This is a genomic window from Catellatospora aurea (assembly GCF_042663325.1).
GTDB lineage: Bacteria > Actinomycetota > Actinomycetes > Mycobacteriales > Micromonosporaceae > Catellatospora > Catellatospora aurea.
Window position 1 is genome coordinate 87,760 of record NZ_JBHTAC010000016.1, and the last position, 21,851, is coordinate 109,610.

Annotated in this window: 27 protein-coding genes; 13 read left to right on the forward strand and 14 right to left on the reverse strand. The window is 72.7% G+C overall.

All coding sequences use genetic code 11. The features are described from left to right. Positions 1 to 215 precede the first annotated feature (215 nt). The 4 genes from ACFQO7_RS17855 to ACFQO7_RS17870 all read left to right on the forward strand — a co-directional run bounded on the left by ACFQO7_RS17855 (position 216) and on the right by ACFQO7_RS17870 (position 3,682). Positions 216 to 1,061, forward strand: coding sequence for a slipin family protein (locus ACFQO7_RS17855; protein WP_376807394.1), 846 nt, complete (start codon positions 216 to 218; stop codon positions 1,059 to 1,061). 205 nt (positions 1,062 to 1,266) lie between these two features. Beyond that, positions 1,267 to 1,983, forward strand: a complete 717-nt coding sequence (locus ACFQO7_RS17860) for a YqeB family protein (RefSeq protein ID WP_376807395.1) — start codon at positions 1,267 to 1,269, stop codon at positions 1,981 to 1,983. A 67-nt stretch (positions 1,984 to 2,050) separates the two neighbouring features. Then, positions 2,051 to 2,932 carry a hypothetical protein gene (locus ACFQO7_RS17865; RefSeq protein WP_376807396.1) on the forward strand — a complete coding sequence of 294 codons (882 nt, stop codon included), beginning with the start codon at positions 2,051 to 2,053 and terminating at the stop codon, positions 2,930 to 2,932. A 90-nt stretch (positions 2,933 to 3,022) separates the two neighbouring features. Continuing rightward, entirely contained in the window at positions 3,023 to 3,682 is a 660-nt protein-coding gene (locus ACFQO7_RS17870; protein ID WP_376807397.1) for a hypothetical protein, read from the forward strand. A 144-nt stretch (positions 3,683 to 3,826) separates the two neighbouring features. Here ACFQO7_RS17870 and ACFQO7_RS17875 read toward each other — a convergent pair whose 3' ends face one another. Together ACFQO7_RS17875 and ACFQO7_RS17880 are read right to left on the reverse strand one after the other, a co-directional pair. Beyond that, the gene (locus ACFQO7_RS17875) at positions 3,827 to 5,089 is read right to left on the reverse strand and encodes a L,D-transpeptidase (protein WP_376807398.1); all 1,263 of its coding nucleotides are present in this window, start codon (positions 5,087 to 5,089) and stop codon (positions 3,827 to 3,829) included. A gap of 217 nt (positions 5,090 to 5,306) precedes the next feature. Further along, a complete protein-coding gene (locus ACFQO7_RS17880) occupies positions 5,307 to 6,506 on the reverse strand; it encodes an aminoglycoside phosphotransferase family protein (RefSeq protein WP_376807399.1) in 1,200 nt (399 codons plus the stop codon). Between the two features lie 138 nt (positions 6,507 to 6,644). On the opposite strand from ACFQO7_RS17880, the gene ACFQO7_RS17885 reads away from it, so the two are divergent. Continuing rightward, positions 6,645 to 6,953, forward strand: coding sequence for a hypothetical protein (locus ACFQO7_RS17885; RefSeq protein WP_376807400.1), 309 nt, complete (start codon positions 6,645 to 6,647; stop codon positions 6,951 to 6,953). A 40-nt stretch (positions 6,954 to 6,993) separates the two neighbouring features. Here the strand turns inward: ACFQO7_RS17885 and ACFQO7_RS17890 are convergent, their stop codons facing one another. Continuing rightward, the gene (locus tag ACFQO7_RS17890) at positions 6,994 to 7,524 is read right to left on the reverse strand and encodes a hypothetical protein (RefSeq protein WP_376807401.1); all 531 of its coding nucleotides are present in this window, start codon (positions 7,522 to 7,524) and stop codon (positions 6,994 to 6,996) included. Positions 7,525 to 7,574: 50 nt separating this feature from the next. Between ACFQO7_RS17890 and ACFQO7_RS17895 the strand changes: the two genes are divergently transcribed. After that, positions 7,575 to 8,489, forward strand: coding sequence for a bile acid:sodium symporter family protein (locus ACFQO7_RS17895; RefSeq protein WP_376807402.1), 915 nt, complete (start codon positions 7,575 to 7,577; stop codon positions 8,487 to 8,489). Between the two features lie 39 nt (positions 8,490 to 8,528). Here the strand turns inward: ACFQO7_RS17895 and ACFQO7_RS17900 are convergent, their stop codons facing one another. Both ACFQO7_RS17900 and ACFQO7_RS17905 read right to left on the reverse strand, forming a co-directional pair. After that, positions 8,529 to 8,795, reverse strand: coding sequence for a hypothetical protein (locus tag ACFQO7_RS17900; protein WP_376807403.1), 267 nt, complete (start codon positions 8,793 to 8,795; stop codon positions 8,529 to 8,531). Positions 8,796 to 8,826: 31 nt separating this feature from the next. After that, the gene (locus ACFQO7_RS17905) at positions 8,827 to 9,342 is read right to left on the reverse strand and encodes a MarR family winged helix-turn-helix transcriptional regulator (RefSeq protein ID WP_376807404.1); all 516 of its coding nucleotides are present in this window, start codon (positions 9,340 to 9,342) and stop codon (positions 8,827 to 8,829) included. 43 nt (positions 9,343 to 9,385) lie between these two features. Between ACFQO7_RS17905 and pip the strand changes: the two genes are divergently transcribed. Continuing rightward, positions 9,386 to 10,336, forward strand: coding sequence for a prolyl aminopeptidase (gene pip / locus ACFQO7_RS17910; RefSeq protein ID WP_376807405.1), 951 nt, complete (start codon positions 9,386 to 9,388; stop codon positions 10,334 to 10,336). A 132-nt stretch (positions 10,337 to 10,468) separates the two neighbouring features. On the opposite strand, the gene ACFQO7_RS17915 is transcribed toward pip, so the two are convergent. The 4 genes from ACFQO7_RS17915 to ACFQO7_RS17930 all read right to left on the reverse strand — a co-directional run bounded on the left by ACFQO7_RS17915 (position 10,469) and on the right by ACFQO7_RS17930 (position 12,586). Next, complete coding sequence (locus ACFQO7_RS17915) at positions 10,469 to 11,326, reverse strand: hypothetical protein (RefSeq protein ID WP_376807406.1); 858 nt, start codon at positions 11,324 to 11,326, stop codon at positions 10,469 to 10,471. A 5-nt stretch (positions 11,327 to 11,331) separates the two neighbouring features. After that, positions 11,332 to 11,850 (reverse strand): SigE family RNA polymerase sigma factor, encoded by a 519-nt coding sequence (locus ACFQO7_RS17920; RefSeq protein WP_376807407.1) that lies wholly within the window; start codon positions 11,848 to 11,850, stop codon positions 11,332 to 11,334. A 77-nt stretch (positions 11,851 to 11,927) separates the two neighbouring features. Next, positions 11,928 to 12,251 carry a DUF4872 domain-containing protein gene (locus ACFQO7_RS17925; protein WP_376807464.1) on the reverse strand — a complete coding sequence of 108 codons (324 nt, stop codon included), beginning with the start codon at positions 12,249 to 12,251 and terminating at the stop codon, positions 11,928 to 11,930. Then, entirely contained in the window at positions 12,203 to 12,586 is a 384-nt protein-coding gene (locus tag ACFQO7_RS17930) for a cysteine peptidase family C39 domain-containing protein (RefSeq protein ID WP_376807467.1), read from the reverse strand. The genes ACFQO7_RS17925 and ACFQO7_RS17930 overlap by 49 nt, the downstream gene beginning before the upstream one ends. A 262-nt stretch (positions 12,587 to 12,848) precedes the next feature. On the opposite strand from ACFQO7_RS17930, the gene ACFQO7_RS17935 reads away from it, so the two are divergent. Together ACFQO7_RS17935 and ACFQO7_RS17940 are read left to right on the forward strand one after the other, a co-directional pair. Next, positions 12,849 to 13,436: a TetR/AcrR family transcriptional regulator gene (locus ACFQO7_RS17935; protein ID WP_376807408.1), complete on the forward strand. Its 588-nt coding sequence runs from the start codon at positions 12,849 to 12,851 to the stop codon at positions 13,434 to 13,436. Then, complete coding sequence (locus ACFQO7_RS17940) at positions 13,433 to 13,900, forward strand: GNAT family N-acetyltransferase (protein WP_376807409.1); 468 nt, start codon at positions 13,433 to 13,435, stop codon at positions 13,898 to 13,900. The genes ACFQO7_RS17935 and ACFQO7_RS17940 overlap by 4 nt, the downstream gene beginning before the upstream one ends. A 14-nt stretch (positions 13,901 to 13,914) precedes the next feature. Here the strand turns inward: ACFQO7_RS17940 and ACFQO7_RS17945 are convergent, their stop codons facing one another. Continuing rightward, positions 13,915 to 14,736, reverse strand: coding sequence for a hypothetical protein (locus tag ACFQO7_RS17945; protein ID WP_376807410.1), 822 nt, complete (start codon positions 14,734 to 14,736; stop codon positions 13,915 to 13,917). Between the two features lie 253 nt (positions 14,737 to 14,989). On the opposite strand from ACFQO7_RS17945, the gene ACFQO7_RS17950 reads away from it, so the two are divergent. From ACFQO7_RS17950 to ACFQO7_RS17960, 3 genes are read left to right on the forward strand one after another with little or no spacing between them, the layout of a single operon-like run. Further along, positions 14,990 to 15,586 carry an ArsR/SmtB family transcription factor gene (locus ACFQO7_RS17950; RefSeq protein ID WP_360535162.1) on the forward strand — a complete coding sequence of 199 codons (597 nt, stop codon included), beginning with the start codon at positions 14,990 to 14,992 and terminating at the stop codon, positions 15,584 to 15,586. Between the two features lies 1 nt (position 15,587). Further along, on the forward strand, positions 15,588 to 16,319 hold the full coding sequence (locus ACFQO7_RS17955; protein ID WP_376807411.1) for an SRPBCC family protein: 732 nt from the start codon (positions 15,588 to 15,590) through the stop codon (positions 16,317 to 16,319). 13 nt (positions 16,320 to 16,332) lie between these two features. Beyond that, entirely contained in the window at positions 16,333 to 17,124 is a 792-nt protein-coding gene (locus ACFQO7_RS17960; RefSeq protein ID WP_376807412.1) for an alpha/beta fold hydrolase, read from the forward strand. On the opposite strand, the gene ACFQO7_RS17965 is transcribed toward ACFQO7_RS17960, so the two are convergent. From ACFQO7_RS17965 to ACFQO7_RS17980, 4 genes are read right to left on the reverse strand one after another with little or no spacing between them, the layout of a single operon-like run. Next, the gene (locus ACFQO7_RS17965; protein ID WP_376807413.1) at positions 17,121 to 17,651 is read right to left on the reverse strand and encodes a GNAT family N-acetyltransferase; all 531 of its coding nucleotides are present in this window, start codon (positions 17,649 to 17,651) and stop codon (positions 17,121 to 17,123) included. The two genes, ACFQO7_RS17960 and ACFQO7_RS17965, sit on opposite strands and share 4 nt — an antisense overlap. 18 nt (positions 17,652 to 17,669) lie before the next feature. Beyond that, entirely contained in the window at positions 17,670 to 18,791 is a 1,122-nt protein-coding gene (locus ACFQO7_RS17970) for an LCP family protein (RefSeq protein WP_376807414.1), read from the reverse strand. Positions 18,792 to 18,834: 43 nt separating this feature from the next. Continuing rightward, positions 18,835 to 19,461, reverse strand: a complete 627-nt coding sequence (locus tag ACFQO7_RS17975; RefSeq protein WP_376807415.1) for an FMN-binding negative transcriptional regulator — start codon at positions 19,459 to 19,461, stop codon at positions 18,835 to 18,837. 2 nt (positions 19,462 to 19,463) lie between these two features. Next, positions 19,464 to 20,402, reverse strand: a complete 939-nt coding sequence (locus ACFQO7_RS17980; protein ID WP_376807416.1) for a DMT family transporter — start codon at positions 20,400 to 20,402, stop codon at positions 19,464 to 19,466. Here ACFQO7_RS17980 and ACFQO7_RS17985 point away from each other — a divergent pair. Beyond that, positions 20,401 to 21,819 carry an aminotransferase-like domain-containing protein gene (locus tag ACFQO7_RS17985; protein WP_376807417.1) on the forward strand — a complete coding sequence of 473 codons (1,419 nt, stop codon included), beginning with the start codon at positions 20,401 to 20,403 and terminating at the stop codon, positions 21,817 to 21,819. The genes ACFQO7_RS17980 and ACFQO7_RS17985 overlap by 2 nt on opposite strands. Positions 21,820 to 21,851: the final 32 nt, after the last annotated feature.

The following is a 21,851-nucleotide window of genomic DNA, read 5'->3' on the forward strand; positions in this document are numbered from 1 at the left end:
CCGGGCACGCCGCCACGGGAGCCGAAAATCCGTTGCCGGGCAACGGGGTCCGTGATGAAGTGATCTCGCCCCGGCGGGCTCATAGCGGGTGTCTGCCAGACAAAGTGCACTGGAATCCGTCATTCCATGCTGACAGGCCTCTTTCGCCTGATACCCGTCCTAGCCATCGGACCCGCTCCGGGGCGACCCTCTTCCCTTCACCATGAGGAATCGCCATGGGCGCCACCACCGAGATCATCATCAAGAACACCCACCGCGGCCTGCGCTACGAGGACGGAAAGCTCACCGGCGTGCTGGAGGCCGGCCGCTACGAGCTGCCCGCCGCGAGCGGCCGCTTCGGCAAGCGCGGCCCGGTCGTCGAGGTGACCCTGGTGGACATGCGCGAGCGCGAGCTGACCCTGAAGGGCCAGGAGATCCTGACCTCGGACAAGGTCGCGCTGCGGGTGAGCATCCTGACCCACTTCAAGGTGGTCGACCCGGTCGCCGCGGTGGAGCGGGTGGACAGCTACACCGACCGCGTGTACAGCGACGTGCAGCTGGCGGCCCGCCGTTCGCTGGCGTCGATGACGCTGGAGGACATCCTCACCAACCGCAACCAGCTGTCCGAGGACATCCTGCGCGACGTGCAGGGCGCCGCTGCCGGGTACGGCGTGGAGATCCTGCGCGCCGACGTGAAGGACCTCGTGTTCCCCGGCAACCTGCAGGAGGTCATGAACCGGGTGCTGGCCGCGCAGCGGCTCGCCGAGGCGCAGCTGGTCGACGCGCGCACCAAGGCCGAGAAGGACGTGCTGGAGGCGCGGGCCCGCGCGGAGGCCGACCAGGTCACCGCCGCCGGCAAGCGCGAGGCGACCCGGCTGGCCGCCGAGGCCGACGCCGCCGCCCAGCGCATCCGGGTCGAGGCCGAGGTAGACGCGCTGCGCCGGCTGGCCGAGGCCGCGGCCGTGTATGCCGAGCACCCGGCGCTGCTGCGGCTGCGTGAGCTGGAGACGATGACCGCGCTCGGCGGCAACGCCGAGGCCCGCCTGTACATCGGCTTCGACAAGCACAGCACGCCGAATTGAGACCGACTGGGCGGGTCCACCGGGACCCGCCCAGCCGCTGTCCGGCGGCCGACCCGGGCAGGCCGAGCTCGATCCGAAGCCGACGAACCGGATCCCACGGTGCCCGGCGAAACGCGGCGGCCCGGCGTGTGCCAGGCTCGGCGGCGACGCCGCGGATCCGCCGGGTCGGCCCGCGGCCCGGATCATCCGGCGGGCAGGGGGCGAGATGTCGCGCAGTGGCGCGGAGACGGTCGTGACGGTGCCGGCGGGGGAGCGGGCGCTTATCGCCTGGGGCTTCCCGATCGCGGGTATGGCCCTCGGCTGGCTGCTCAAGGCCGCCGCGGGGTGGATCGCCGGATTGTCCTGGGCGCCGTTCCAGGGTCCGTTCAAGCTGATCGCGGAGATCCCCGAGCCGTGGGCCACGATCGGTGCGCTCGTGCTGGGCCTGGCCGCCGGGTTGCTGTTGGTGCTGACCGCGGTCGGCGAACGGCTCACGGTGACGGTGACCGACGGGACGGCGGTGCTGTCCCGTGTCGACGGCCCGTCGCGGACGGTCGCCCGCGCGGACGTGGCCGCCGTGTTCGTCGACGGCAAGCAGCTGGTGCTGCAGGGCGCGGACGGCTGGGAGCACGCCCGTGAGGGTTCCGACCTGCGCGCGGCCGACCTGCGGGCGGCGTTCACGGCGCACGGCTACCCGTGGCGCGACGAGGGCGACCCGTACGGCGCGCTGTTCCGGCTCTGGGTGCCCGATCTGCCGGGCCTGCCCGCGGGCGCGGACGCGCTGCTGACGGCCCGCGCGAAGGCGCTGTCCAAACGCGAGGAGACCGAGTCCGCGGTGCTGCGCGAGGAGCTGCGCCGGCTGGGTGTGCTGGTGCGCGACGCGCAGCGCCGGCAGTACTGGCGCGTGGCCACCCCGCCCGGCTCGGGAGATCACGTCGGCTAGGCGGCAACCGGGACCCACCACGGTGCGTCGATGAAGTGACATGCACCGCCGTACCGGGGGAGTGCTCATGAATCGCCGATCGACCTGTCTCTCCGCGGGGCTGCTCGCCGCGCTGCTCGTGCTCGCCGGGTGCGCGCCCGTGCCGTCGCCCGAACCCGCCGGGACGGTGCCGCTCGTCGGCGCGGCGTCCCCGGCGGCCGACGCCGCGGCACAGCTCGCCCGGTTCGCCGACTTTCCGGTGGACCGCACACCGCGGCCGATCCTGCTGCTCGTCGGCCGGGTACGGGAGTACGGCTACACCACCGGTGACGCGAAGATCGCCGTGTCGCAGGGGCGGCTGAAGCTGCAGGCGCAGCTGCCCGACGGCCCGGCGACGGTTGGCGCCGTGCTGTCCGACGGTGCGTTCGAGCTGCCCGCGATCAGCTCCCGGCAGGCGTACGACCTGCTCGCCGCCATCGGTGACCCCGCGTCGGCGCCCGACGTCAGCCCGCCGCCGCTGCTGATCACGAAGGTGGCGCTCGGCACGGCCGAGTTCGCCACCGACCGCGGCCCGCGGATGCTGCCCGCGTGGCTGTTCACCGCGCCGGAGTCGATCCAGCCGTTGGCCGTCGCCGCGCTGGCCGACACCGCGTTCTGGCCGGTGGAGCACGCGGACGGGGTGCTGAACCCGGCAGGGCTCGCCGCGGACGGAGTGACGCTGACGCTGCGCCTGCCCGCGCCTGGCCCGCCGTGCCCCGGCGAGCCGGTGCAGGAGTACACGGCCGAGGTGGTGGAGTCGGCGCAGGCCGCCGTCGTGCGGCTGCGGATCGCCACCAAGTCCCCCGCCGCCACCACGGGCGGTGAGGGCTGCGTGCGGGACGCGATGCTGCGTACCGCGCCGTACACCGTGCGGCTGGCGCAGCCGCTGGGCAACCGGGTGCTGCTGGGGGCGTCCGGCGCCGTGCCCTGACCGGGGTCTCGCGAATCCGCCGGCGGCTCGGCCGCCGCGCCTGGCAGGCTGGCAGCGGCCGGTGACGGCCCGGACACGGGGGAGGTGGTCGTGGCGGTACGCCCGCAGGTCGGTGACCCGCTGCGCCCCTGCCCGGACTGCCCGGGGTGGGAGTTCGGCGGCGCACCGCACTGCGCCCGGTGCGTGGCCCTGGTCGACGCGCTGGTCGAGGAGCAGTGGCGGGACTACGTCGCGGGCTTCGGCGTGCTGTCGGCCGACGATCAGGTCGACATCGCGCGGATGGTCGCGCAGGAACCGCACCGCCACGACTGGCGGGTCGTTGACGCGGCCCTGGACCGGCTGCCCTGCGCCGAGTGCGGGGGCCGACGGGGTTCCGGGCCGGTGTCGTGCGGGTCGTGCGAGGTCGCGCACGGCTTCCGATACGTGGCGATCGAGACCGACCGGCCGGGTGTGCCGCCCGGCAACGAGCACGCCGTACGGGTCAACGTCTCGGTGGTGCGCCGCCCGCAGACGACCTCGGCGCGGGAACTGCTCGCCCGCCGGCTGCTGCTGCCCGCGCTGCTGGTGGGTCACTTGCCGTCGACGGCGCAGGCGCAGCGGTTCAGCGCCGCGCTCAAGGACGCGGTCGTGCGGCTGGGCGAGGCGAGGCTGACCCGTGATCCGGCGAGCCTCGCCCAGGACCCGGTGCTGGCCGGACTCATCGCCGAGAGCGGCGTCCCGCACCTCTTCGGACCCGCCGGTGCCCGCTGACCGTCACGGACGCAGGCGTGGCCCCGGTTCACCGCGCCATTGAGGCGAACCCGGGCCGACGTGTTCCAGTGTGCGTAAAAGCAGGTCCCGACCGCAGCGGTCGTCGGTCGGGACCTGCGTATGACGAGAGTCAGGTGGTCCGGGTCACGCCGTCGGGGACACGCTCGGCGACGGCTGAGCCGATGCGGACGGGTCGGGGGACCCGAGTGCGGCCAGCTCCGGCGGGATCGGCAGGGCGCTGCCCTTCATGTAGTCCTCCCAGCCCACGGACCATGCCGTCCAGCCGTTGGCGGGTTTGATCTTGCGCTCGGTGCCCTTCACGGTGACCGGCGTGCCGATGCTGGTCAGGTTGAACAGGTAGACGGCGTTGGCCGTGGACACGTTCACGCAGCCGTGTGACACGTTGCGTACGCCCTGGTGCTGCACCGACCACGGCGCGGCGTGGATGTACTCGCCACCCCAGGTCAGGCGCTGGGCGTACTCGATGTTGACGACGTAGCGGTCGACGTTGCCCGGGTCGTCGGTGGTGTCGAAGACCGTCTTGCGCTGCTTGTCCATGATCACCATGGTGCCGGACGACGACGGGGTCTTCGTCTTGCCCAGGCTGACCGGGATCGTCTTGACCACCACGTCGTTCTTGAACACCTGCATGCGCTTGTTCGCGTTGTCGACGATCAGCTCGATCTTCTCCTTGGCGATGTTGCCGACGCCGGAGCGGTCGGCGTCGCCGTAGCGGCCGTCGCCCATCGGCACGCCCTCCAGCGCCGCCCGAACGGTGATCTTCGTGCCGGTCTGCCAGTACTGCGGGCCGCGGTACATCACCTGCAGCGAGCTGGACCAGTGCCAGATGCCCGGCTGCGGCGGCTCGACCTTGACGAACAGGCGGCGCTCCACGGCGGCCCGCGCCGACACCGGCACCGGCTTGGTGAACTCGATGACCACCGGCATCGCCACGCCGTAGGTGCGGTCGGAGAACAGGTAGAGTCCCGCGCCGGTCGTCTTGCCCGGCTTGCCCATCGTCGTGAACGACGTCTTCTTCTCCATGGTCGTGCCGTCCGGGCCGACCGCGACGACCGTCGCCGAGTACTTCTTGCCGTACTTGAGCGGCTTGCTCGGCACCCACGACGAGCCGTCGGCGCGCATGGCGCCCGCCACCTTGGCGCCGGCCGAGTCGGTCATCGTCACCGACTTCACCTCGCCGCCGCTGACCTTGGTGCCGATCTCGGCGCTCACCGGCTGGTTCTTGGCCGCCTCGGCGGGCGTGACCGCCAGCGCCAGCGGTTCCGTGCTCGCGGGCGCGGGCACCGGAGCCGACTGCGTGGGTGCCACGAAGGACGGCGTCTCGCCGCCGTCCTTCGAACACGCGGTCAGGGCCAGCGGTGCGACCACCGCCAGCACCAGTGCCATCGCGCTCCTGCGCGCCATCGTGCTCAGGCTCATCGCCGCCTACCCCGCTCCCCAGATCCACACATCGCGGAACATCCTGCCGCATCGCCCAAACGTTCCGTGAGCCCTGTTCGGTTCCTTCGGGACCAGCCGGATGGGGTAGAGATCGCCCACCACCTCGGATCATGACATCGGCCCGCGCCGTGCGCGGCACGTTCGGCGGCGCAGGCGGTGGCGCTCAGGCCGCCGCCTGCGCCAGCCAGTACGGCACGTCGTCGGCGTGGTACGGCCACTCCGACGGTTCGATGGCGTCGAGGAACCCGGCGTACGCGGCCGCGTTGCGCAGCGCGACCAGCGGCTCCATCAGCTCGATCGCTCGTTCGGGGTCGCAGCCGGGCACGGCCGCCCGCCAGGCCCTGCTCCACGCCTGCCGCAGCGGCCCCGGGTCGGCGACCCGTTCGCTCATGCGCAGCAGGTCGATCGCCGGGTGGCCGATCACGGCGTCGCCCCAGTCGATGACGTGCAGCCGTTCGTCGGTGCCGCGCACGTTGCCGGGGTGGAAGTCGCCGTGCACCAGCGTGTCCGGCAGCCCGCAGGCGGCGAGCGCGGCCAGCCGCTCGTCCAGCCCGTCCAGCAGCGTGGCCAGCCGAGCACGCGGGTCGGCCGCCGGGAGCGGCTCGGTCGCCGTCGGGACCGGGAGCGCGCCTTCGCGGGCGACGACCGCGCGCAGGCGTCCGGCTAGCAGAGGTGAGCGCTGGTCGGGCACGCCGAGGGCGAGCAGGTCGACGACCCGCGCCGCGGCCGTGACCTGGACGGGGTGCAGCAGGGACAGCATGGTGAGCCGCTGGCCGACGGGAGCGCTGTACCGGTCGGTGCCGGGCAGGTCGTCGAGCAGGACCCGGCCGCCGTCGGCGGCGAGGGGGACGGGGGCGGCGCCGGGGGAGTGCTCGGCGAGCCAGCCCAGCACGGCGGCCTCGTGGGCGAAGAAGGCGGGGACCTGCTTGAGCCATACCGGCGTGGTGTCGGTCTCCAGCCGCCAGATCGAGGACAGGTTCCAGGTGCGCTGCTGGGCGGCTGCGGTCAGCGTCCGCCCGCGGGCGGTCAGGGCGTCGGCGGCCCAGGCGAGGCTGGCGGCGGGGCCGCCGATCTCGGCGTACGGCGCGCGGCGCGGGTGCGGCACGAGCGCGGCGGCCGCCGGGCGCACCGGGCCGGGATCACCGGCGACCTCGGCCAGGTAGGTGACCTTGCCGCCGGGTGGGGCGGGCTGGTCGGCGTGGAGCAGGCGCAGCACGGTCACGTCGACGCCGTGGTGCTCGCGTGCCCCGGTGACGACCTCGGAGACGTCCTGCCACCAGGGCAGGTCCACCGCGTACGGCGGCAGCGCCCCCAGCACCGTTCCGGTCGGGTCCACCAGCACCAGCGTCACGATTCGTCCCACGCCGCGGACCCTACCGCCGCCCGTCTGCCCCGTCGCCGGGTTTTCGTCCCCAGGTCGTGAAGCGGAGCCTCCCCCGCCGGGAGGGCGCGGAGACGATCGGGCAGGTGATCGGGTAGGGCCCTATCGCACGTCCGAGCGGTGTTGTCCAATAGAGACGGCGACGCTGCTGTCGCGGCTGCCGAGACGGTGGTCGCGGGCCCGTTCGGCGTCCACGAGACCGTCGATGCGCCCGGCTTCGGGATCGGAGTCCGCGAGAAACTCCCCACCGCCCCGCCCAGCGCAGCCCGGATCTGGCGCGGCCTCACCCAGGACAAAGCCGTCGAACGGACCCGCGAGCAGCATCTGGCCATCCTCGACGCGATCACCGCCCGTCGCCCGGAACTGGCCCAGTCCTGGGCCCTCATCCACGTCGCCGGTGTCGAGGAGTGGCTCCGCCGAGCCCTCTGATCTGTCCTGGCCGCCCGGTCGCCCGGTCGGCCACCACCGGTCAGAGAGTGAAGGCGTAGACCAGGGCGGCCAAGGCGCAGGCCAGCAGGGAGATGCCTGCGCCGACGCCGGTGGTCGCGCTCGGCGGGATGCCGCGCCTGCGGGCCAGCGGGGTGGCTCCGGCGGCGACCAGGGTCATCGCCACCGCGAGTGGGAACAGGAGCGGGCTCTGCAGCGGCCCGGCCAGCGGGATGAAGTGCACGCCGACCACGAGGCAGACCCACGGGGCGATCAGCTCGCGCTTGCCGCGCAGGCCGAGCACGAGCGCACCGCCCGCCGCGGCGACGAGTTCGATCCCGACGATGATGCCGTACCTGCGCATCGCGCCCGGCTCGCTCAGCGCGGACCCGTCGGACCAGTGCTGCCAGGCCAGGATGCCGCCGATGACTGAGACCAGGATGCTCACGCCGCCGGCGATGCCGAGCCGCTTCTTCCAGGCCTGCGGCGGCGCCTCCTGCGCCCAGCCGAACCAGGCCGAGGCGAAGAAACCGAAGATCAGGGCGGTCATCGCGGCGTCGCGGACGTGGTTCATCGCTGGCTCCCCATGGGCGAGGAGTCTGCCACGTCGGCTGTCCGGCTGATGTGTCGCCGGTCACAGGCCATGAAGAATCCTCGGCTATGGATTCAGTGCTGACCCAGGTGTTCCTGCCCGTCGCCCTCGGCATCGTGATGCTCGGCCTCGGCCTCGGGCTCACCGTCGCCGACTTCAAGCGGATCGTGGTGTTCCCGAAAGCGGTGCTGGTGGCGCTGGTCTGCCAGGTGCTGCTGCTGCCCGCGGTGTGCTTCGGGCTGGTCCTGCTGCTCGATCTGGATCCGACGCTGGCGGCGGGCATGATGCTGCTGGCCGCGTCGCCCGGCGGCACCACCGCGAACCTGTACAGCCACCTGTTCGGCGGCAACGTGGCGCTCAACGTCACGCTGACGGCGGTGAACTCGGTGCTGGCGATCTTCACGCTGCCGCTGGTGGTGAACTTCGCGCTGAACCACTTCCTGTCCGGCACCGACCAGATCGGGCTGCAGTTCGGCAAGTCGCTGCAGGTGTTCGCGATCGTGCTGATCCCGGTGGCGATCGGCATGTTCATCCGCAGCCGCTCGGTCGACTTCGCCGACCGGATGCACCGCCCGGTGCGTCTGCTGTCCGTGGTGGTGCTGGTGCTGGTCATCATCGGCACGCTGGTGTCCGAGCGGGACAACATCGCCGACTACTTCGCCGACGCGGGCCTGGTCGCGCTGCTGTTCAACGTGATCAGCCTGGGTGTCGGCTACTTCCTGCCGCGCCTGGCCGGGCTCGACCGCGCGGACTCGGTCGCCGCCGCGATGGAGATCGGCATCCACAACGGCACGCTGGCCATCTTCATCGCCACCACGCTGCTGGCGAGCACGGCGCTGGCGGTGCCGGCCGCGGTGTACAGCATCATCATGTTCTTCACCGCGGCCGCCTTCGGCTACCTGGTCCGGCCCGCCCGGGTGGCGGCCGAACCGGCCCTGGAGAACTGACGCCGTGCGCCGGCGCCCTGCTCCGGAGGGCGCCGGCGGTCAGGTGGCCGTGGCCGGGTAGCCGCCGGAGACGGTCCAGAACTCGACGGCCTTGCCGACGAACTCGTGCACGTAGCCGCAGGCCATGCAGATCACGCCGAGCGACGAGCGGTTGGCCCAGGCCAGGTCGAACAGTTCCAGGCCGGGTGTGTTGAGCAGGATCTCCCGGCTGGTGAATTCGCGCTGCCCGCAGACCAGACAGGTGAACCGGCGACCGGCCACGGTCACCAGCGCGCTGCGGTGCCTCTTGCTTTTGCTCGTCCCCATGCTGCGCAGGGTAGGGACACCCGGCAACAGGTCATGGCAGCCCCGACTCGCCTCGCCGATCTTGGGGCGGTCGGGTGGGGAGGCCGGCGTCGGTGATGCGTTGGCGGAAAGGGCGGCGGGTCAGGGCGGTGGTGAGTTCGGTGAGCAGGTCCACCAGGGGCATGGAGAGCTCGGTGTCCAAAGTGCGCATCGCCGCGGTGGTGGCCGACCATTCGGCGGTGATCAGGGGCAGCAGCTCGTGGGCTTTCGTGGTGAGGCTGACGAGGCGCTGGCGGGCGTCGGTGCCGGGGGTCAGGTCGACCAGGCCCGCGCGGTTCATCTGGGCCACCGTCTGGCTGGCCGCGGAGTGGGTGACGCCGACGGTGCGGGCCAGGTCGCGGATCGGCATCGGCCCCTGTGCCAGCAGCGCGCGGACCACGGGGGAGTAGCGCGGCCGGTAGTCGGCCAGGTCGCGTTCGGCGTAGACCTTCGCCACGTCGCCGTCGAGCAGTTCCAGCACGTGCCGCAGCAGGGTGCCGACCGCTTCGCGTTCCGGGAGAGGAGCCATGCTACAAACATAACAGCACTGTTGTATTTTCCTGGAGGTGGCCATGCACCCGCAGACCGAGCCGTACGACGGCGGCCTGCTCGACGTCGGCGACGGCAACCTCGTCCACTGGGAGGTCTGCGGCAACCCCGACGGCAAAGCCGCGGTCGTGCTGCACGGCGGCCCCGGCTCCGGGGCGACCCCGGGCTGGCTGCGCTACTTCGACCCGGCCGACTATCGAGTGGTGCTCGTCGACCAGCGCGGCTGCGGCCGCAGCACACCCAGCGCCGGCGACCCGGCCACCGACCTGAGCGTCAACACCACCCACCACCTGATCCGAGACCTCGAACAGCTGCGCGCCCACCTGGGCATCGAGCGCTGGCTGGTGCTCGGCGCGTCCTGGGGCTGCACCCTGGCGCTGGCCTACGCGCAGCGCCACCCGTCGTCGGTGTCCGAACTGGTGCTGTTCAGCCTCACCAACACCACCCACCGGGAGGTCGACTGGGTGACCCGGCAGATGGGGCGCATCCTGCCGGAGGAGTGGGCCCGGTTCCGCGACGGCGTGCCCGAGGCCGACCGCGACGGCAACCTCGCCGCGGCGTACGCCCGGCTGCTGGCCGACCCGGACCCGGCCGTACGTGACAAGGCTTCCCGGGACTGGTGCCTCTGGGAGGACCAGCACGTCGCCATCGCCACCGGCTTCGAGGCCGACCCGCGTTTCGAGGACCCCGAGTTCCGGATGACCTTCGCCCGGCTGGTCACTCACTACTGGGCCAACGCGGCGTTCCTGGCCGACGGCGAGCTGCAGGCCAACGCGGGCAGGCTGGCGGGCATTCCGGGGGTGCTGGTGCACGGGCGGCTGGACATCAGCGGCCCGGCCGACATCGCCTGGAACCTCGCCCAGGCCTGGCCCGACGCCGAGCTGACCCTGGTCGACCGCGCCGGGCACGGCTCCCGGGGCGGCATCGGCGACGTCGTGCTGGCAGCGGTGGCGCGCTTCGCGACCCGTCGCTGAGCGGACCTGCCGCTGAGCGCGCCGCGCCGCCGAGCGCGACCCCGCACGATCATCGGACCTGCCGGGCACGTGGGCGAAAGCGTGTTCAAGATACGCCCAGGTGCCAGGCAGGTCCGATGATCGTGGGGCGGGTCAGTCGACCGTGGGCTCCGCCACGGTCACGGGGGTGCCGTAGGCGCTGAACTCGACGACCACGTGCGTGCCGGCGGGCCCCGGCTGACCGCCGGGCTTCTGCCAGACAGCGTTGCGGTCGTAGACGACGCCGGAGATGCGGCCGTCGGCGTCGAGCGTCACGTCCCCGGTGACGGTCTCGCTGACCAGGGGTGGCTGGGGTTGCTGCGCGGCGTACTCGAAGTGCAGCAGGTTCGGCCCGGTCTGGGTGACGACCGCGCCGGCCTGCGTCAGCGCCGCCAGCAGTTCCGCCGGGTCGGCGGTGCTGCCCAGCGGGCCGTCCAGCAACGGTCGGCCGCCGAGGCTGTCGTGCGTGCCCGGCCGTCGGGTCCAGTGCCAGACGCCGTCGACTCCGGCCGATCCGGCGTACTGGACGCCGTCGACCAGCCGCTCCTCGCCGACACCGGGACCTTCGCCGAAGGGTGTCCGCAGGTAGCCGGTCCGGGCCGCCGGGTCGAACGCCCCGGTGGAGACCACGGCGGCGGCCTCCGGCACGGTGGTCGACGTGAGCGTGATCTTCAACTGATAGCTGGTGCTCTGGCTCGCCGTGATCGCCGCCACCAGCCGCGTGCCCGGGTCGGCCGCGGCCACCGAGGCCGGCGGGCTCTCGGCGATCACGCCCCCACCGGAGGGCTGGTTCACGGCGGCGACGGCGGCCACCGCACCCACCGTCAGGACGGCCAGCGACGCGCCGGTCAGCGCGGTACGCCGGTGGCGGACCCGCCGCCCGCGGCTCAGCAGCCGCTGGGTCGGCGCTGCCGAGGTGGCCTGGCCGGCCAGCTCGTGCAGGCTCCCGGAGAGCCTGTCGAGATCGTTCATCTGCCTCACCTCATGCTCGGGATTGCCGGTTCGGACATCGAGTGCCTGAGCTTGGCCAAGGCCTTGGCGTGCTGGCTCTTGACGGTGCCCGGCGAGCAGCCGAGCACCCGCGCGATCTCACGTTCGGGCAGGTCCTCGTAGTGCCGCAGCACCACGACCGCGCGCTGCCTGGGCGGCAGCGCCCGCAGGGCCTCGCGTACCACGAGAGCCTGCGTGCTGACGTTCCCGACCGGCCCGGGCCGGTCGGGAACGTCGGAGACGAGGCTCTCCCGGCGCCGGCGGCGCCAGATCGAGGTGTGGTTGTTCACCACCACCTTGCGCAGGTACGCGTTCAGGTCGTCGGTTCGCGACAGCCGACGCCAGCGTTCGTAGATCTTGACCAGGCTGTCCTGGAGGAGTTCCTCCGCCTGCCACTGGTCACCGGTCAGCAGGAGGGCCAGCCGAAGGTGCCGTTGCCAGGCGAGCTCGACGAAGGCCGCAAACGCCTGGTCGCCCTCGCTGAGGGCCTTGGTTCGTTCGGTCACGGTCCTTCCACGGTCCGGACTCCTGCCCGGTTGCCCGGTCTGCGCTGCTTTCTCGCCGGATCGCGCCCGTCCTGCCGTCAGCCCGTGGTCAGGTGGCCGACGGCGGCATGTTCGGCGGACAGCGCGGCCTCGTCGAGGAAGTCGGCGTAGAGCGGGCGGGTCGCGCCGGGGGCGGTGTACTCCCGTTCCAGGCACTCGGCCAGCCGCCGCATGGCGTGTGCGTGTCCGGCCGGGTCGCCGAAGCGCCTGGCCCACCCCTTGCGGGTCCGGGTGTCGCGCAGCTCGGCGGCGAGCTTGGCCATGCCGGAGAAGCCGAAGCCGACGTCGAAGCTGTTGCCCAGCACCGGCCCGGTCAGGTGCGCGACCGTGGTCCGCAGCGCATCGCGGACGGCGGGCCGCAGGTCCGGGCCGGATGCTTCGGCGCCGCCGCCCGGGTTCGGCTGAGATCGTGAGGAGCTGGTGGCGGCCCTGGCGGTGGGACGTCCAGGCGGCGGTGAAGTCCGCGACGGAACACGGCGTGCATGAAGCCGATGCCGCCGCCCAGCCCGCACACCATGGCCTCGGACAGCGGCCGCCCGGCGGCGGCGAGCAGGCGCCCGACCAGCACGGACTCACGGTGCTGTCCGGTGGCGGTGACGACGGGCCCGGCGAGCAGGCGGGCCGCGGTGGTGTGGCTCTCGCCGGTGCGGTCCATGCGCTCCTGGACGAGCTTCTTGAAGTTCCTGCGTGCAGTCATGACGGCGTCCTCCGCGACGGCACTGCGCCCCTCCCACGCCGGTGACGCGTCCGTCGCCGAAAGAGGGTTTCCAGCTGCACAGGCGGTCCCGCCCGCGATGAGATGGCCACCTTCGCCCCCGCGTCGCCGGCGCGCGTGGGGCACCGGTCAGGAGGTATGGCGTACGGAAACGCCGTGCGCATCGTAACCCCTGGACAGGCGGGAGGCGAGCTTGGTAGCGTAACGCTCGTTACGTAACGGCCGTGATGAAACGGGGTGGGGCGTGCCGCGCCAGGTGGACCACGACGAGCGCCGCGAGCAGCTGTCCGCCGCCGTGTGGCAGGTGGTCAGCGAGCGCGGCCTCGACGGGCTGACTCTGCGCGCGGTCGGCGACGCCGCCGGCTGCACCACGGGCCGGGTGGCGCACTACTTCCGGGACAAGAACGCACTGCTCATCCACGCCCGCGACGTCATGCACCGGCGCATGGCCGCGCGCATCGACGCCCTCGGCGACTTCGACAGCCCTCGGGAACTGCTGCGCGCGGTGCTGCGGGAAGGGGTGCCGCTCGACGAGGAGCGGCGGCTGAACTCCACCATTTGGGCCTACTTCCTGATGGCGGGGCGCACCGATCCGGTGCTGCTGGCCGAACACGTGGTCCGGCACGAGTCGTGGATCAGGCGGCTGACCGGGCTGCTGCGCGACGCGTACGCCGTACCCCCGGAAGATCTGGAACTTCGGGCGCGCAACCTCGTCGCGCTGCTGGAGGGGCTGGCGCTGTGCGGGGTGGCCACGCCCGACCTCTACCCGCCGGACCTGCTGGTCCGGGCCGTCGACAACCACCTCGACCTGCTGCTGGGGGCCAAGGAATGAGCGCGGAGACCGCCACCATGGAGATCGTCGAGGTGTCGCCGGACGACGCGCGGTTGGGGCCGCTGGTCGGCGCGATGCGCGTCGAGCTGGACGCGCTCTACCCCGAGGAGATCGACTTCGACCACCCGACCGTCAAGCAGGCGGCCCGCTTCCTGCTGGTGCTCGCGGGCGGCACGGCGATCGGGTGCTGCGCGGTGCAGCCGCTCGACGCCGGCGAGGCGGAGCTCAAGCGCATGTACGTCGACCCGGCCTGGCGCGGTCGCGGCATCGCCCGGCGGCTGATGGCCGAGGCCGAGGCGCTCGCGGTCCGGACCGGCGCGCACCGCTTCAAGCTGGAGACGGGCGTGCGCCAGCCGGAGGCGATCGCCGTGTACGAGCGGGCCGGCTTCACCCGCATCCCGAACTACCCGCCGTACGACCGCTGGGAGATGAGCGTCTGCTACGCCAAGTCGCTGCGTCCCTGATCAGCGGGCGCCACTTAGGCGGGGCAGGGTTCGAGGTCGTGGCCGGCGGAGCGTTCTTGCTCGGGTAGGCCGATGTGGGCGGCGACGACACGTTCGGGCACACCGTCGGCGAGGCTGTCGGCCAGCGCGCGTTCGCGTACCGCCAGCAGGCGCTCGGTGTTGTGTTCCAGGACGCGGTCGAGCAGGGTCAGCTGGGCGAGCAGGCCGCTGTCGGCATCGGATGGCGGGCTGGCCTCCGCGGCGGCCAGGGCCGCGGCGACCTCGTCCGTGGTCACCCCGCCCAGCTCGGCGACGTCGGTCAGCGGCCAGCCGTGGTGGTGGGCCAGGATCGCGGCGAACAGGATGCGCGAGGCCTCGTTGGCGGCCCGGTAGCCGTCGACGAAACGCAGCCAGTGAGCGCAGTACGCGAGCCGCTCGGTGGGGTCGTCGGGCAGGTTGAGATCCACCGGGGCGGCCGGAAGCAGGCGCAGCGCCTTGTCGTAGGCCAGCGACAGCAGCTCACGCAGCTGCATCGCGACCTGCTGGCGTTCGGCCAGGTCGCGGGCGGTCCCGCCGTCGGTGGTCAGGCCGGTCCACTCCAGAATGATCGCGGCGCGCGGGCCGCAGGCGCGGTGGCCGCAGATGACCTCGGCGATGTCGGCCGCGGTCCAGTTCTCGTGGCGCACCAGCGACAGCGCCGCCTGGTCGCGGGCGACGAGGGCGCGGCGGTACTTGTGGCGCAGGTCCATGGTGAGGGTGCAGACGTTCAGCGCGCCCCGGGCGATCTCCTGACGCTCCAGCAGCGCGATCTGCCGGCTGAGTTCCGGCACGCTGATATCGGCGATCGGGTTCGTCATACCCTCGACGCTAACGCTCAGTAGCGGAGACCCCTACGTTCTGGTGATCATTTGTGGGGTTTCTGACTTCCGCTGGGTCCCCACCCCCACCGAAGGTCACCTCTGCCCCGGTTCGCCCCCCTCCGTCGCAACTCTTAAAGACTCGCGGCCTCTCGCACCGGCTGAGGCCGCAAGTCTTTAAGAGTTGCGGCAGGGGCGAGGTGGGGCAGGTCGGGGCTTGACAAAAAAATTTGTCGGTAGCAGGATACGGGGCATGTTCGATGTTGCGGTGATCGACGATGCGGCGGCGGCCGAGGCCTCGCTGGATCCGATCCGGGCCAGGTTGCTGGCTGCCCTGGTGGAGCCGGGTTCGGCCACCTCGCTGGCGGCCAAGGTCGGCCAGCCCCGGCAGAAGGTCAACTACCACCTGCGCGAGCTGGAGCGGCACGGGCTGGTCGAGCTGGTCGAGGAGCGGCGTAAGGGCAACGTCACCGAGCGCGTGCTGCAGGCCACCGCCGCGTCCTATGTGATCTCGCCGATCGCGCTGTCGGCGGTGCAGCCCGACCCGGGCCGCGCGCCCGACCGGCTGTCCGCTCGCTGGCTGCTGGCGCTGGCCGCGCGGCTGGTGCGCGACATCGGCGAGCTGCTGACCGGCGCGGCCAAGGCGAACAAGCGGCTGGCCACGTTCGCGATGGACGGCACGGTGCGGTTCGCGAGCCCGGCGCAGCGGTCCGCGTTCGCCGAGGAGCTGGCCGGCGCCGTGGCGGCGCTGGTGAGCAAGTACCACGACGAGCAGGCCGAGGGCGGTCGCGAGCACCGGATCATCGTCGCGGTGCACCCGAGCGTGACCCGCCCGGCCGAGGAGGGCTGACATGGGCAAGGACTTCGAGATCACCGAGGAGCTGCCGGTCGACGCGACCCCGGAACAGGTCTGGGACGCCATCGCGACCGGCCCGGGCATCGACTCGTGGTTCATGGGCCGCAACGACGTGGCGCCCGGTCCCGGTGGTGCGGTGAGCACGGCGTTCGGGGCGTACACCCCGACCCTGCCGATCACCGCGTGGGAGCCCGGCCACCGCCTGGCCTACGGCGAGGCGCCCGACCCTGACGGCCGCTTCGTGGCGTACGAGTTCCTGATCGAGGGCCGGGCCGGCGGCAGTGCCGTGGTGCGTACGGTGACCAGCGGCTTCCTGCCCGGCGACGACTGGGCCGACGAGTTCGAGGCGATGGGCCTGGGCGGTGCGCTGTTCCACCGCACCCTCGTCGAATACCTCACCTGGTTCCTCGGCCGCACCGCCTGCCCGGTCACCGTGTTCGGCCCGCCGGTCGGCGACTGGCCGCACGCCTGGCGGCTGCTGCACGGCGCGCTCGGCCTGCCGGACACCCCGAAACCCGGCGACCCGGCCGTGTTCACCGTCGACGGGGTTCCGCGCGAGGCCACCGTCTACCAGGTCAGCGCCCAGACCCTGGCCGTACGCACCCCGGACGCGATGTACCGCTTCGTGCGTGGCTTCACCGGTTCGATGGTCGCCATGCACCACGTCTTCACCCCCACCGACGAATCCGCCGCCTGGCAGTCCTGGCTGGACGAGTTGTATGCCTGAGAAGGAGCACCCCATGAACACCGTCGTCTCCGCGGACGGCACCGTCATCGCGTACAGCAGGGCCGGGCAGGGTCCGGCGGTGATCCTGGTCGACGGGGCCATGTGCCACCGCGCCATGGGCCCGGCCGAGCCGCTGGCGAAGCTGCTGACCGACTCCTACACCGTCTACACCTACGACCGGCGCGGCCGGGGCGACAGTGGCGACACCGCGCCGTACTCCGTCGAGCGGGAGGTCGAGGACCTCGACGCGCTGATCAAGGAGGCCGGCGGCAGCGCCTACGTGTACGGCAGCTCGTCCGGCGCGGTGCTGGCCTGCGACGCCGCCGCGCGGCTGGGCGGTGTCCGCAAGCTCGCCGTGTACGAGCCGCCGTTCATCGTCGACGGCACGCACGCGGCCCGGCCCGACGACTACCTGGACAAGATGGACACGATGATCGCGCAGGACCGCCGCGGCGACGCCGTCACCACGTTCATGAAGACGGTCGGGGTGCCCGGCATCGTGGTCGCGATCATGAAGCTGACGCCGAACTTCAAGAAGCTCAAGGCGGTGGCGCACACGCTGCCGTACGACTTCCGGGTGCTCGGCGACACCGGCCGCGGCAAGCCGCTGGACGCCTCCCGCTGGGCGGGCGCGCAGCTGCCGGCGCTGGTCATGGACGGCGGCAAGAGCCCGGCGTACATGCGCAACGGGGCCAAGGCCCTGTCGCAGGCGCTGCCGAGCGCCGGCTACCGCACCCTGCCGGGGCAGACCCACCTGCTCAAGCCGGAGGCCGTCGCGCCGGTGCTCAAGGAGTTCTTCGTCTAGAGCTTCTTGACGAGCAGTTCGAACTCGAGGTCGTCGCGCTGCGGCAGGCCGAAGCGCTCGTCACCGTACGGGAAGGGGCTCGTCTGCCCGGTGCGCGTGTAACCACGGCGTTCGTACCAGGCGATGAGTTCCTCCCGCACCGAGATGACGGTCATGTGCATCTCGGGCACGCCCCACTCGTCGGCGGCGAAACGCTCCGCCTCGGCGATCACGGTCTTGCCCAGGCCGCCGCCCTGCAGCAGCGGGCGCACCGCGAACATGCCGAAGTACGCGTACCCGTCGTGGCGTTCCAGGTGGCAGCAGGCCAGCAGCTCCCCGCCGCGCTCGGCGAGCAGCACCACGCTGTCCGGGTCCGCCACGTGCGCGGCGACGGCCTCGGCGTCGGTGCGCTGGCCCTGCAGGATGTCGGCTTCGGTGGTCCACCCGGCCCGGCTGCTGTCCCCCCGGTACGCCGACTCCACCAGCGCCACGATCGCCGGCACGTCCTGCGCGAGCGCCGCGCGCACGGACACCGCCTGCCCCACCATGCCACGATCCTTGCAGCGTCAGCGGAGGTTGACGAGCTTGGGGTGGGACTTGGTCCAGGCGTCGAGTTTGTCGGCGCGCAGGGCGGCGAAGTAGGTGGATTGGACGGCGTCGAGGCGTTCGCCGCGGTAGGCGCCGCCGCTGAAGACGCCGCTGCCGGGCAGGCCGACCAGGGTCAGGTTCGCGGGGCGGATGTTGCGCAGGGCGTACGCGAACTCGCTGGGTTTGCGGCCGCGGCCGTCGAAGGTGAACGTCTCGCCGAGCGCGCCGAGCACGTCGTCCAGCTTGGTGGGGTCGGTGAGCAGGTCGCCGCTGAGCACCTTGGTCAGCATCGCCTTGATGAGCTGGCGCTGGTGGCGCTGGCGCGCGTAGTCGCTGCCGGTGATGTACCGCTGCCGGGCGTAGTCCAGGGCCATCCAGCCGTTCATGTGCCGGGTGCCGACGTTGTAGGTCATCCGCGGGCCGGAGTAGCCGTGCGCGCAGCCGCGGCAGGTCGCGCGGTGCACGCCGTCGGGGCGGCGGTGGATCGAGACGACCTTCTGGTCGACGTAGATGTCGACGCCGCCGATGGCGTTGATCAGCCGGACGTAGCCGCCGAACGAGATGATCGCGCCCGCGTCGAACCGGGCGATCCCGGTGTACTTGCTCACCGTCTTGGCCAGCAGCTGGAAACCCTGCGCGAGGTTCCACTTCGAGCCGCTGCCGGGCACCCGCGCGCCGTAGGTCAGGGCGTGGGTGAGCTTGCTGCGCTCCCCGCCGAAGCGCGACGGCGTGAACGCCGGGATGTCGACGACCAGGTCCCGCGGCAGCGAGGTGAGGTACGCACCGGTCAGGTCCTTGTCGACGTGCAGGATCATCACGACGTCGCCGTGCGGTGGCGAGCCCTTCTGCTCCTCGCGCGTGTCGCGGCCCAGGATGAGCATGTTCAGCGGGCCCTTGATGTCCGCCCCGGCCGGGGGAGTGGGGCTGGCGCTTGGGCTCGGCGACGGCGACGGCTCCTCGCTCGGGCCGAACAGGTCGACCTGCGGGATCGCCTCGTCCACCCGGTCCTTGGCGACCTGGACGGCCGCGTACGCCCCACCGCCCAGCAGTGCCAGCGCCAGACCGAGGATGATGAACAGCCGAGTCGACCTCGTCGTCATGGGGTGCGCTCCGGGGGTGTGGCGCTGTCGGGGGCCTCGAACTTTAGTCCCTGCGCCGGGCGCGGTCCACGGCGTGGGCGGCGGCAGACGCACCGTCGGCGTGCAGCCCGGCGACGACACCGTCCACATCGGCCGCCGAGCGGTTCTGGCTCAGTTTCCACTTGGCCTCGATGCGGGTGATGCGCAGCTCGATGCCGACGATCGCGCGCAGCTGGCCGGTGACGAACGCCGCCGGGGCGTCGTCGACCGACCACGGCTGCGGGCGGTGGCCTTCGTGCTGGTCGCTCAGCCGGCGCACCAGCGCCCCGGTCCAGTCCGGGTCGTCGTGCACGACCAGCTCGCCGTACGCGTGCACGACGGTGTAGTTCCAGGTCGGCACGACCCGCCCGTGCTCGGCCTTGGCCGCGTACCAGGTCGGCGAGACGTAGGCGTCGGGGCCGCGCAGGATCGCCAAGGCCTCGCCCAGCACGGGGCGGCGCCACTGGTCGTTGTTGCGGGCCAGGTGGCCGAGCAGCGCGCCGTGCGGGCCGGTGTCCGGGTCGTACACGAACGGCAGCGTGGTCGCGACCAGGCCGTCCGCGGTCGCGGTGACCAGGTCGGCGGCACCGTGGTTCGTCAGCAGCTCGCGGACGGCGGACTCGTCGGCGGCGAAGTGGGCGGGTGTGTACATGGTCAGACCTTTCCGACGGCGGGCGCGGGCGCGCTCGCACGGGTGCGCTGGATGAGCACGACGCAGGCGAGCACCACCAGCGCGGCCCCGATCGAGGCGGGAGTCACCGTCTCACCCAGCAGCAGCGCCGACCAGCCCAGGGTGAGCACGGGCTGGGTGAGCTGGACTTGGCCGACCTGGGCGATGCCGCCCCGGGCCAGGCCCGCGTACCAGGCGAAGAAGCCGAGGAACATGGAGATCACGGTGAGGTAGCCGAACGCGGTCCAGCCGGTGGTGTCGGCGCGCGGGGGATGGGCCACCGCGGCGGCGATCGTCACCGGCACGGTGACCGGCAGCGACACCAGCAGCGCCCAGCAGATGGTGCGCGCGCCGCCGAGCTCTCGTGACAGCGCGCCGCCCTCGGCGTACCCGAGGCCGCACAGCACCACCGCGACCAGCAGGAACAGGTCCGCGACGGTGAGCGCGCCCTGGACCGCGCCGCTGGTGACCAGGAAGGTCAGCACGGCCAGCAGCCCGGCCGCGCCGGCGGCCCAGAACGCGGGCGGCGGGCGCTCACCGGCCCGCAGCACCGCGAAGATCGCGGTCATGGCGGGCAGCACGGTGTTCACGACGGCCCCGTGCGCGGACGTCTGCGTGGTCAGCGCCAGCGACGTGAACAGCGGGAACCCGACCACGACACCGAGGGCGACGACGGCCAGCCGCCGCCACTGGGCGCGGCTGGGCCGGGGCGCGCCGGTGAACCGCAGGTAGGCCAGGGCGAGCAGGGCCGCGCCGACCGCGCGGCCGAAGGCGACGAACCAGGGGTCGAGCTGCTGCACGGCGATCCGGGTCATGGGCAGCGACATGCTGAACGCCAGCACCCCGACCGCGCCCAGGGCCAGTCCGGTGACCCGGTCCGCTGTTACCGTTTCGGGGACAGTAGCGCTACTCTTGTCCGTCATGAGTAACGATAACGCAGCGGCCCGCGTTATCCAAGATCTGCGCGGGCTCGCCGCCGCCGCGGGCCCGGGGACCCGGCTGCCGTCGGTACGCGAGCTGACCGCCCGCCACCAGGCCTCACCGGTCACCGTCGCCGAGGCGATCCGGCAGCTGGTGGCACAGAACGTGATCGAGGCCCGGCCCGGCAAGGGCACCTTCGTGGCCGTCCCGCCCGACGAGCCCACCGTGCCCGACCTGTCCTGGCAGACCGTCGCGCTCGGGGCGCGCCCGCCGGGCGACGAGGAGCTGCAGGCGTTACTGGCGTTACCGCCCGCCGGGGCGATCCCGCTGGTCGGCGGCTACCTCGACGCCGACCTGCAGCCCGCCGCCGCACTGGGCGCGGCGCTGACCCGGGCCGCCCGCCAGCCCGCGGCGTGGCAGCGCGGCCCCGTCGAGGGGCGCGCGGACCTGCGGGCCTGGTTCGCCCGCGAGGCCGGGGCCGGACTGCGCGCCGACGACATGGTGATCTGCGCCGGCGGCCAGGCCGGACTGTCCACCGCGCTGCGCGCGCTCAGCGCCCCCGGCGACACGGTGCTCGTCGAGTCGCCGACCTACCTCGGCGCGCTGGCCGCGGCGCGGGCCGCCGGGCTGCGGGTGGTGCCGGTCCCGGCCGACGCCGACGGCGTACGCCCCGACCAGCTCGCCGCCGCCTTCGCCCGCACCGGCGCGCGGCTGTTCTACTGCCAGCCGCTGTACGCCAACCCGCACGGCGCGACCCTGGCCGGGCACCGCCGCGCCGAAGTCGCCGCGGCCGTGCGCGCCGCCGGCGCGTTCCTCATCGAGGACGACTACGCCCGCGACCTCACCATCGACGGGGAGGCCCCGCCGCCGCTGGCCGCCGACGACCCCGACGGCCACGTCGTCTACCTGCGCTCGCTGACCAAGGCGACCGCTCCCGGCCTGCGCGTGGCGGCCATCGGCGCCCGCGGGCCTGCCGGCGCGCGCCTGCGCGCGGCCCGCCTCCTGGACGACTTCTACGTGGCCGGCCCACTCCAGCAGGCCGCCCTGGAGTTCGTCACCTCCCCGGCCTGGACCCGCCACCGCCGCGCCCTGCGTTCATCCCTGCGCGACCGCCGCGACGCCCTCCTGTCCGCGCTCCGCCGCCACCTACCCGACCTGGTCCCACCGACCGTCCCCCGCGGCGGCCTGCACCTCTGGACCCCGCTGCCCGACGGCACCGACGACGTCGCCCTCGCCACCGCGGCAGCCACCGAGGGCGTCATCGTCTTCCCCGGCCGCCCCTGGTACGCCGCCGAGCCCCCCGCCCCCCACCTGCGCCTCACCTACGCCGCCGCCCCACCCGCCCACCACGAGGAAGCCATCACCCGCCTCGCCCACGCCCTGCAGAAAGGAAGGGCACCTTCCCATCGCTCCGCGTAGAGGAAGGGCACCTTCTTAACCCGACATCGCGC

What these genes read in the sequence shown, in the direction of transcription:
- ACFQO7_RS17855 (WP_376807394.1), top strand. Translation starts at nt 216, where the DNA reads ATGGGCGCCACCACCGAGATCATCATCAAGAACACCCACCGCGGCCTG.
- ACFQO7_RS17860 (WP_376807395.1), top strand. Translation starts at nt 1,267, where the DNA reads ATGTCGCGCAGTGGCGCGGAGACGGTCGTGACGGTGCCGGCGGGGGAG.
- ACFQO7_RS17865 (WP_376807396.1), top strand. Translation starts at nt 2,051, where the DNA reads ATGAATCGCCGATCGACCTGTCTCTCCGCGGGGCTGCTCGCCGCGCTG.
- ACFQO7_RS17875 (WP_376807398.1), bottom strand. Translation starts at nt 5,089, where the DNA reads ATGGCACTGGTGCTGGCGGTGGTCGCACCGCTGGCCCTGACCGCGTGT.
- ACFQO7_RS17890 (WP_376807401.1), bottom strand. Translation starts at nt 7,524, where the DNA reads ATGAACCACGTCCGCGACGCCGCGATGACCGCCCTGATCTTCGGTTTC.
- ACFQO7_RS17900 (WP_376807403.1), bottom strand. Translation starts at nt 8,795, where the DNA reads ATGGGGACGAGCAAAAGCAAGAGGCACCGCAGCGCGCTGGTGACCGTG.
- ACFQO7_RS17905 (WP_376807404.1), bottom strand. Translation starts at nt 9,342, where the DNA reads ATGGCTCCTCTCCCGGAACGCGAAGCGGTCGGCACCCTGCTGCGGCAC.
- pip (WP_376807405.1), top strand. Translation starts at nt 9,386, where the DNA reads ATGCACCCGCAGACCGAGCCGTACGACGGCGGCCTGCTCGACGTCGGC.
- ACFQO7_RS17915 (WP_376807406.1), bottom strand. Translation starts at nt 11,326, where the DNA reads ATGAACGATCTCGACAGGCTCTCCGGGAGCCTGCACGAGCTGGCCGGC.
- ACFQO7_RS17930 (WP_376807467.1), bottom strand. Translation starts at nt 12,586, where the DNA reads ATGACTGCACGCAGGAACTTCAAGAAGCTCGTCCAGGAGCGCATGGAC.
- ACFQO7_RS17940 (WP_376807409.1), top strand. Translation starts at nt 13,433, where the DNA reads ATGAGCGCGGAGACCGCCACCATGGAGATCGTCGAGGTGTCGCCGGAC.
- ACFQO7_RS17945 (WP_376807410.1), bottom strand. Translation starts at nt 14,736, where the DNA reads ATGACGAACCCGATCGCCGATATCAGCGTGCCGGAACTCAGCCGGCAG.
- ACFQO7_RS17950 (WP_360535162.1), top strand. Translation starts at nt 14,990, where the DNA reads ATGTTCGATGTTGCGGTGATCGACGATGCGGCGGCGGCCGAGGCCTCG.
- ACFQO7_RS17955 (WP_376807411.1), top strand. Translation starts at nt 15,588, where the DNA reads ATGGGCAAGGACTTCGAGATCACCGAGGAGCTGCCGGTCGACGCGACC.
- ACFQO7_RS17960 (WP_376807412.1), top strand. Translation starts at nt 16,333, where the DNA reads ATGAACACCGTCGTCTCCGCGGACGGCACCGTCATCGCGTACAGCAGG.
- ACFQO7_RS17965 (WP_376807413.1), bottom strand. Translation starts at nt 17,651, where the DNA reads ATGGTGGGGCAGGCGGTGTCCGTGCGCGCGGCGCTCGCGCAGGACGTG.
- ACFQO7_RS17970 (WP_376807414.1), bottom strand. Translation starts at nt 18,791, where the DNA reads ATGACGACGAGGTCGACTCGGCTGTTCATCATCCTCGGTCTGGCGCTG.
- ACFQO7_RS17975 (WP_376807415.1), bottom strand. Translation starts at nt 19,461, where the DNA reads ATGTACACACCCGCCCACTTCGCCGCCGACGAGTCCGCCGTCCGCGAG.
- ACFQO7_RS17985 (WP_376807417.1), top strand. Translation starts at nt 20,401, where the DNA reads ATGAGTAACGATAACGCAGCGGCCCGCGTTATCCAAGATCTGCGCGGG.
- ACFQO7_RS17980 (WP_376807416.1), bottom strand. Translation starts at nt 20,402, where the DNA reads ATGACGGACAAGAGTAGCGCTACTGTCCCCGAAACGGTAACAGCGGAC.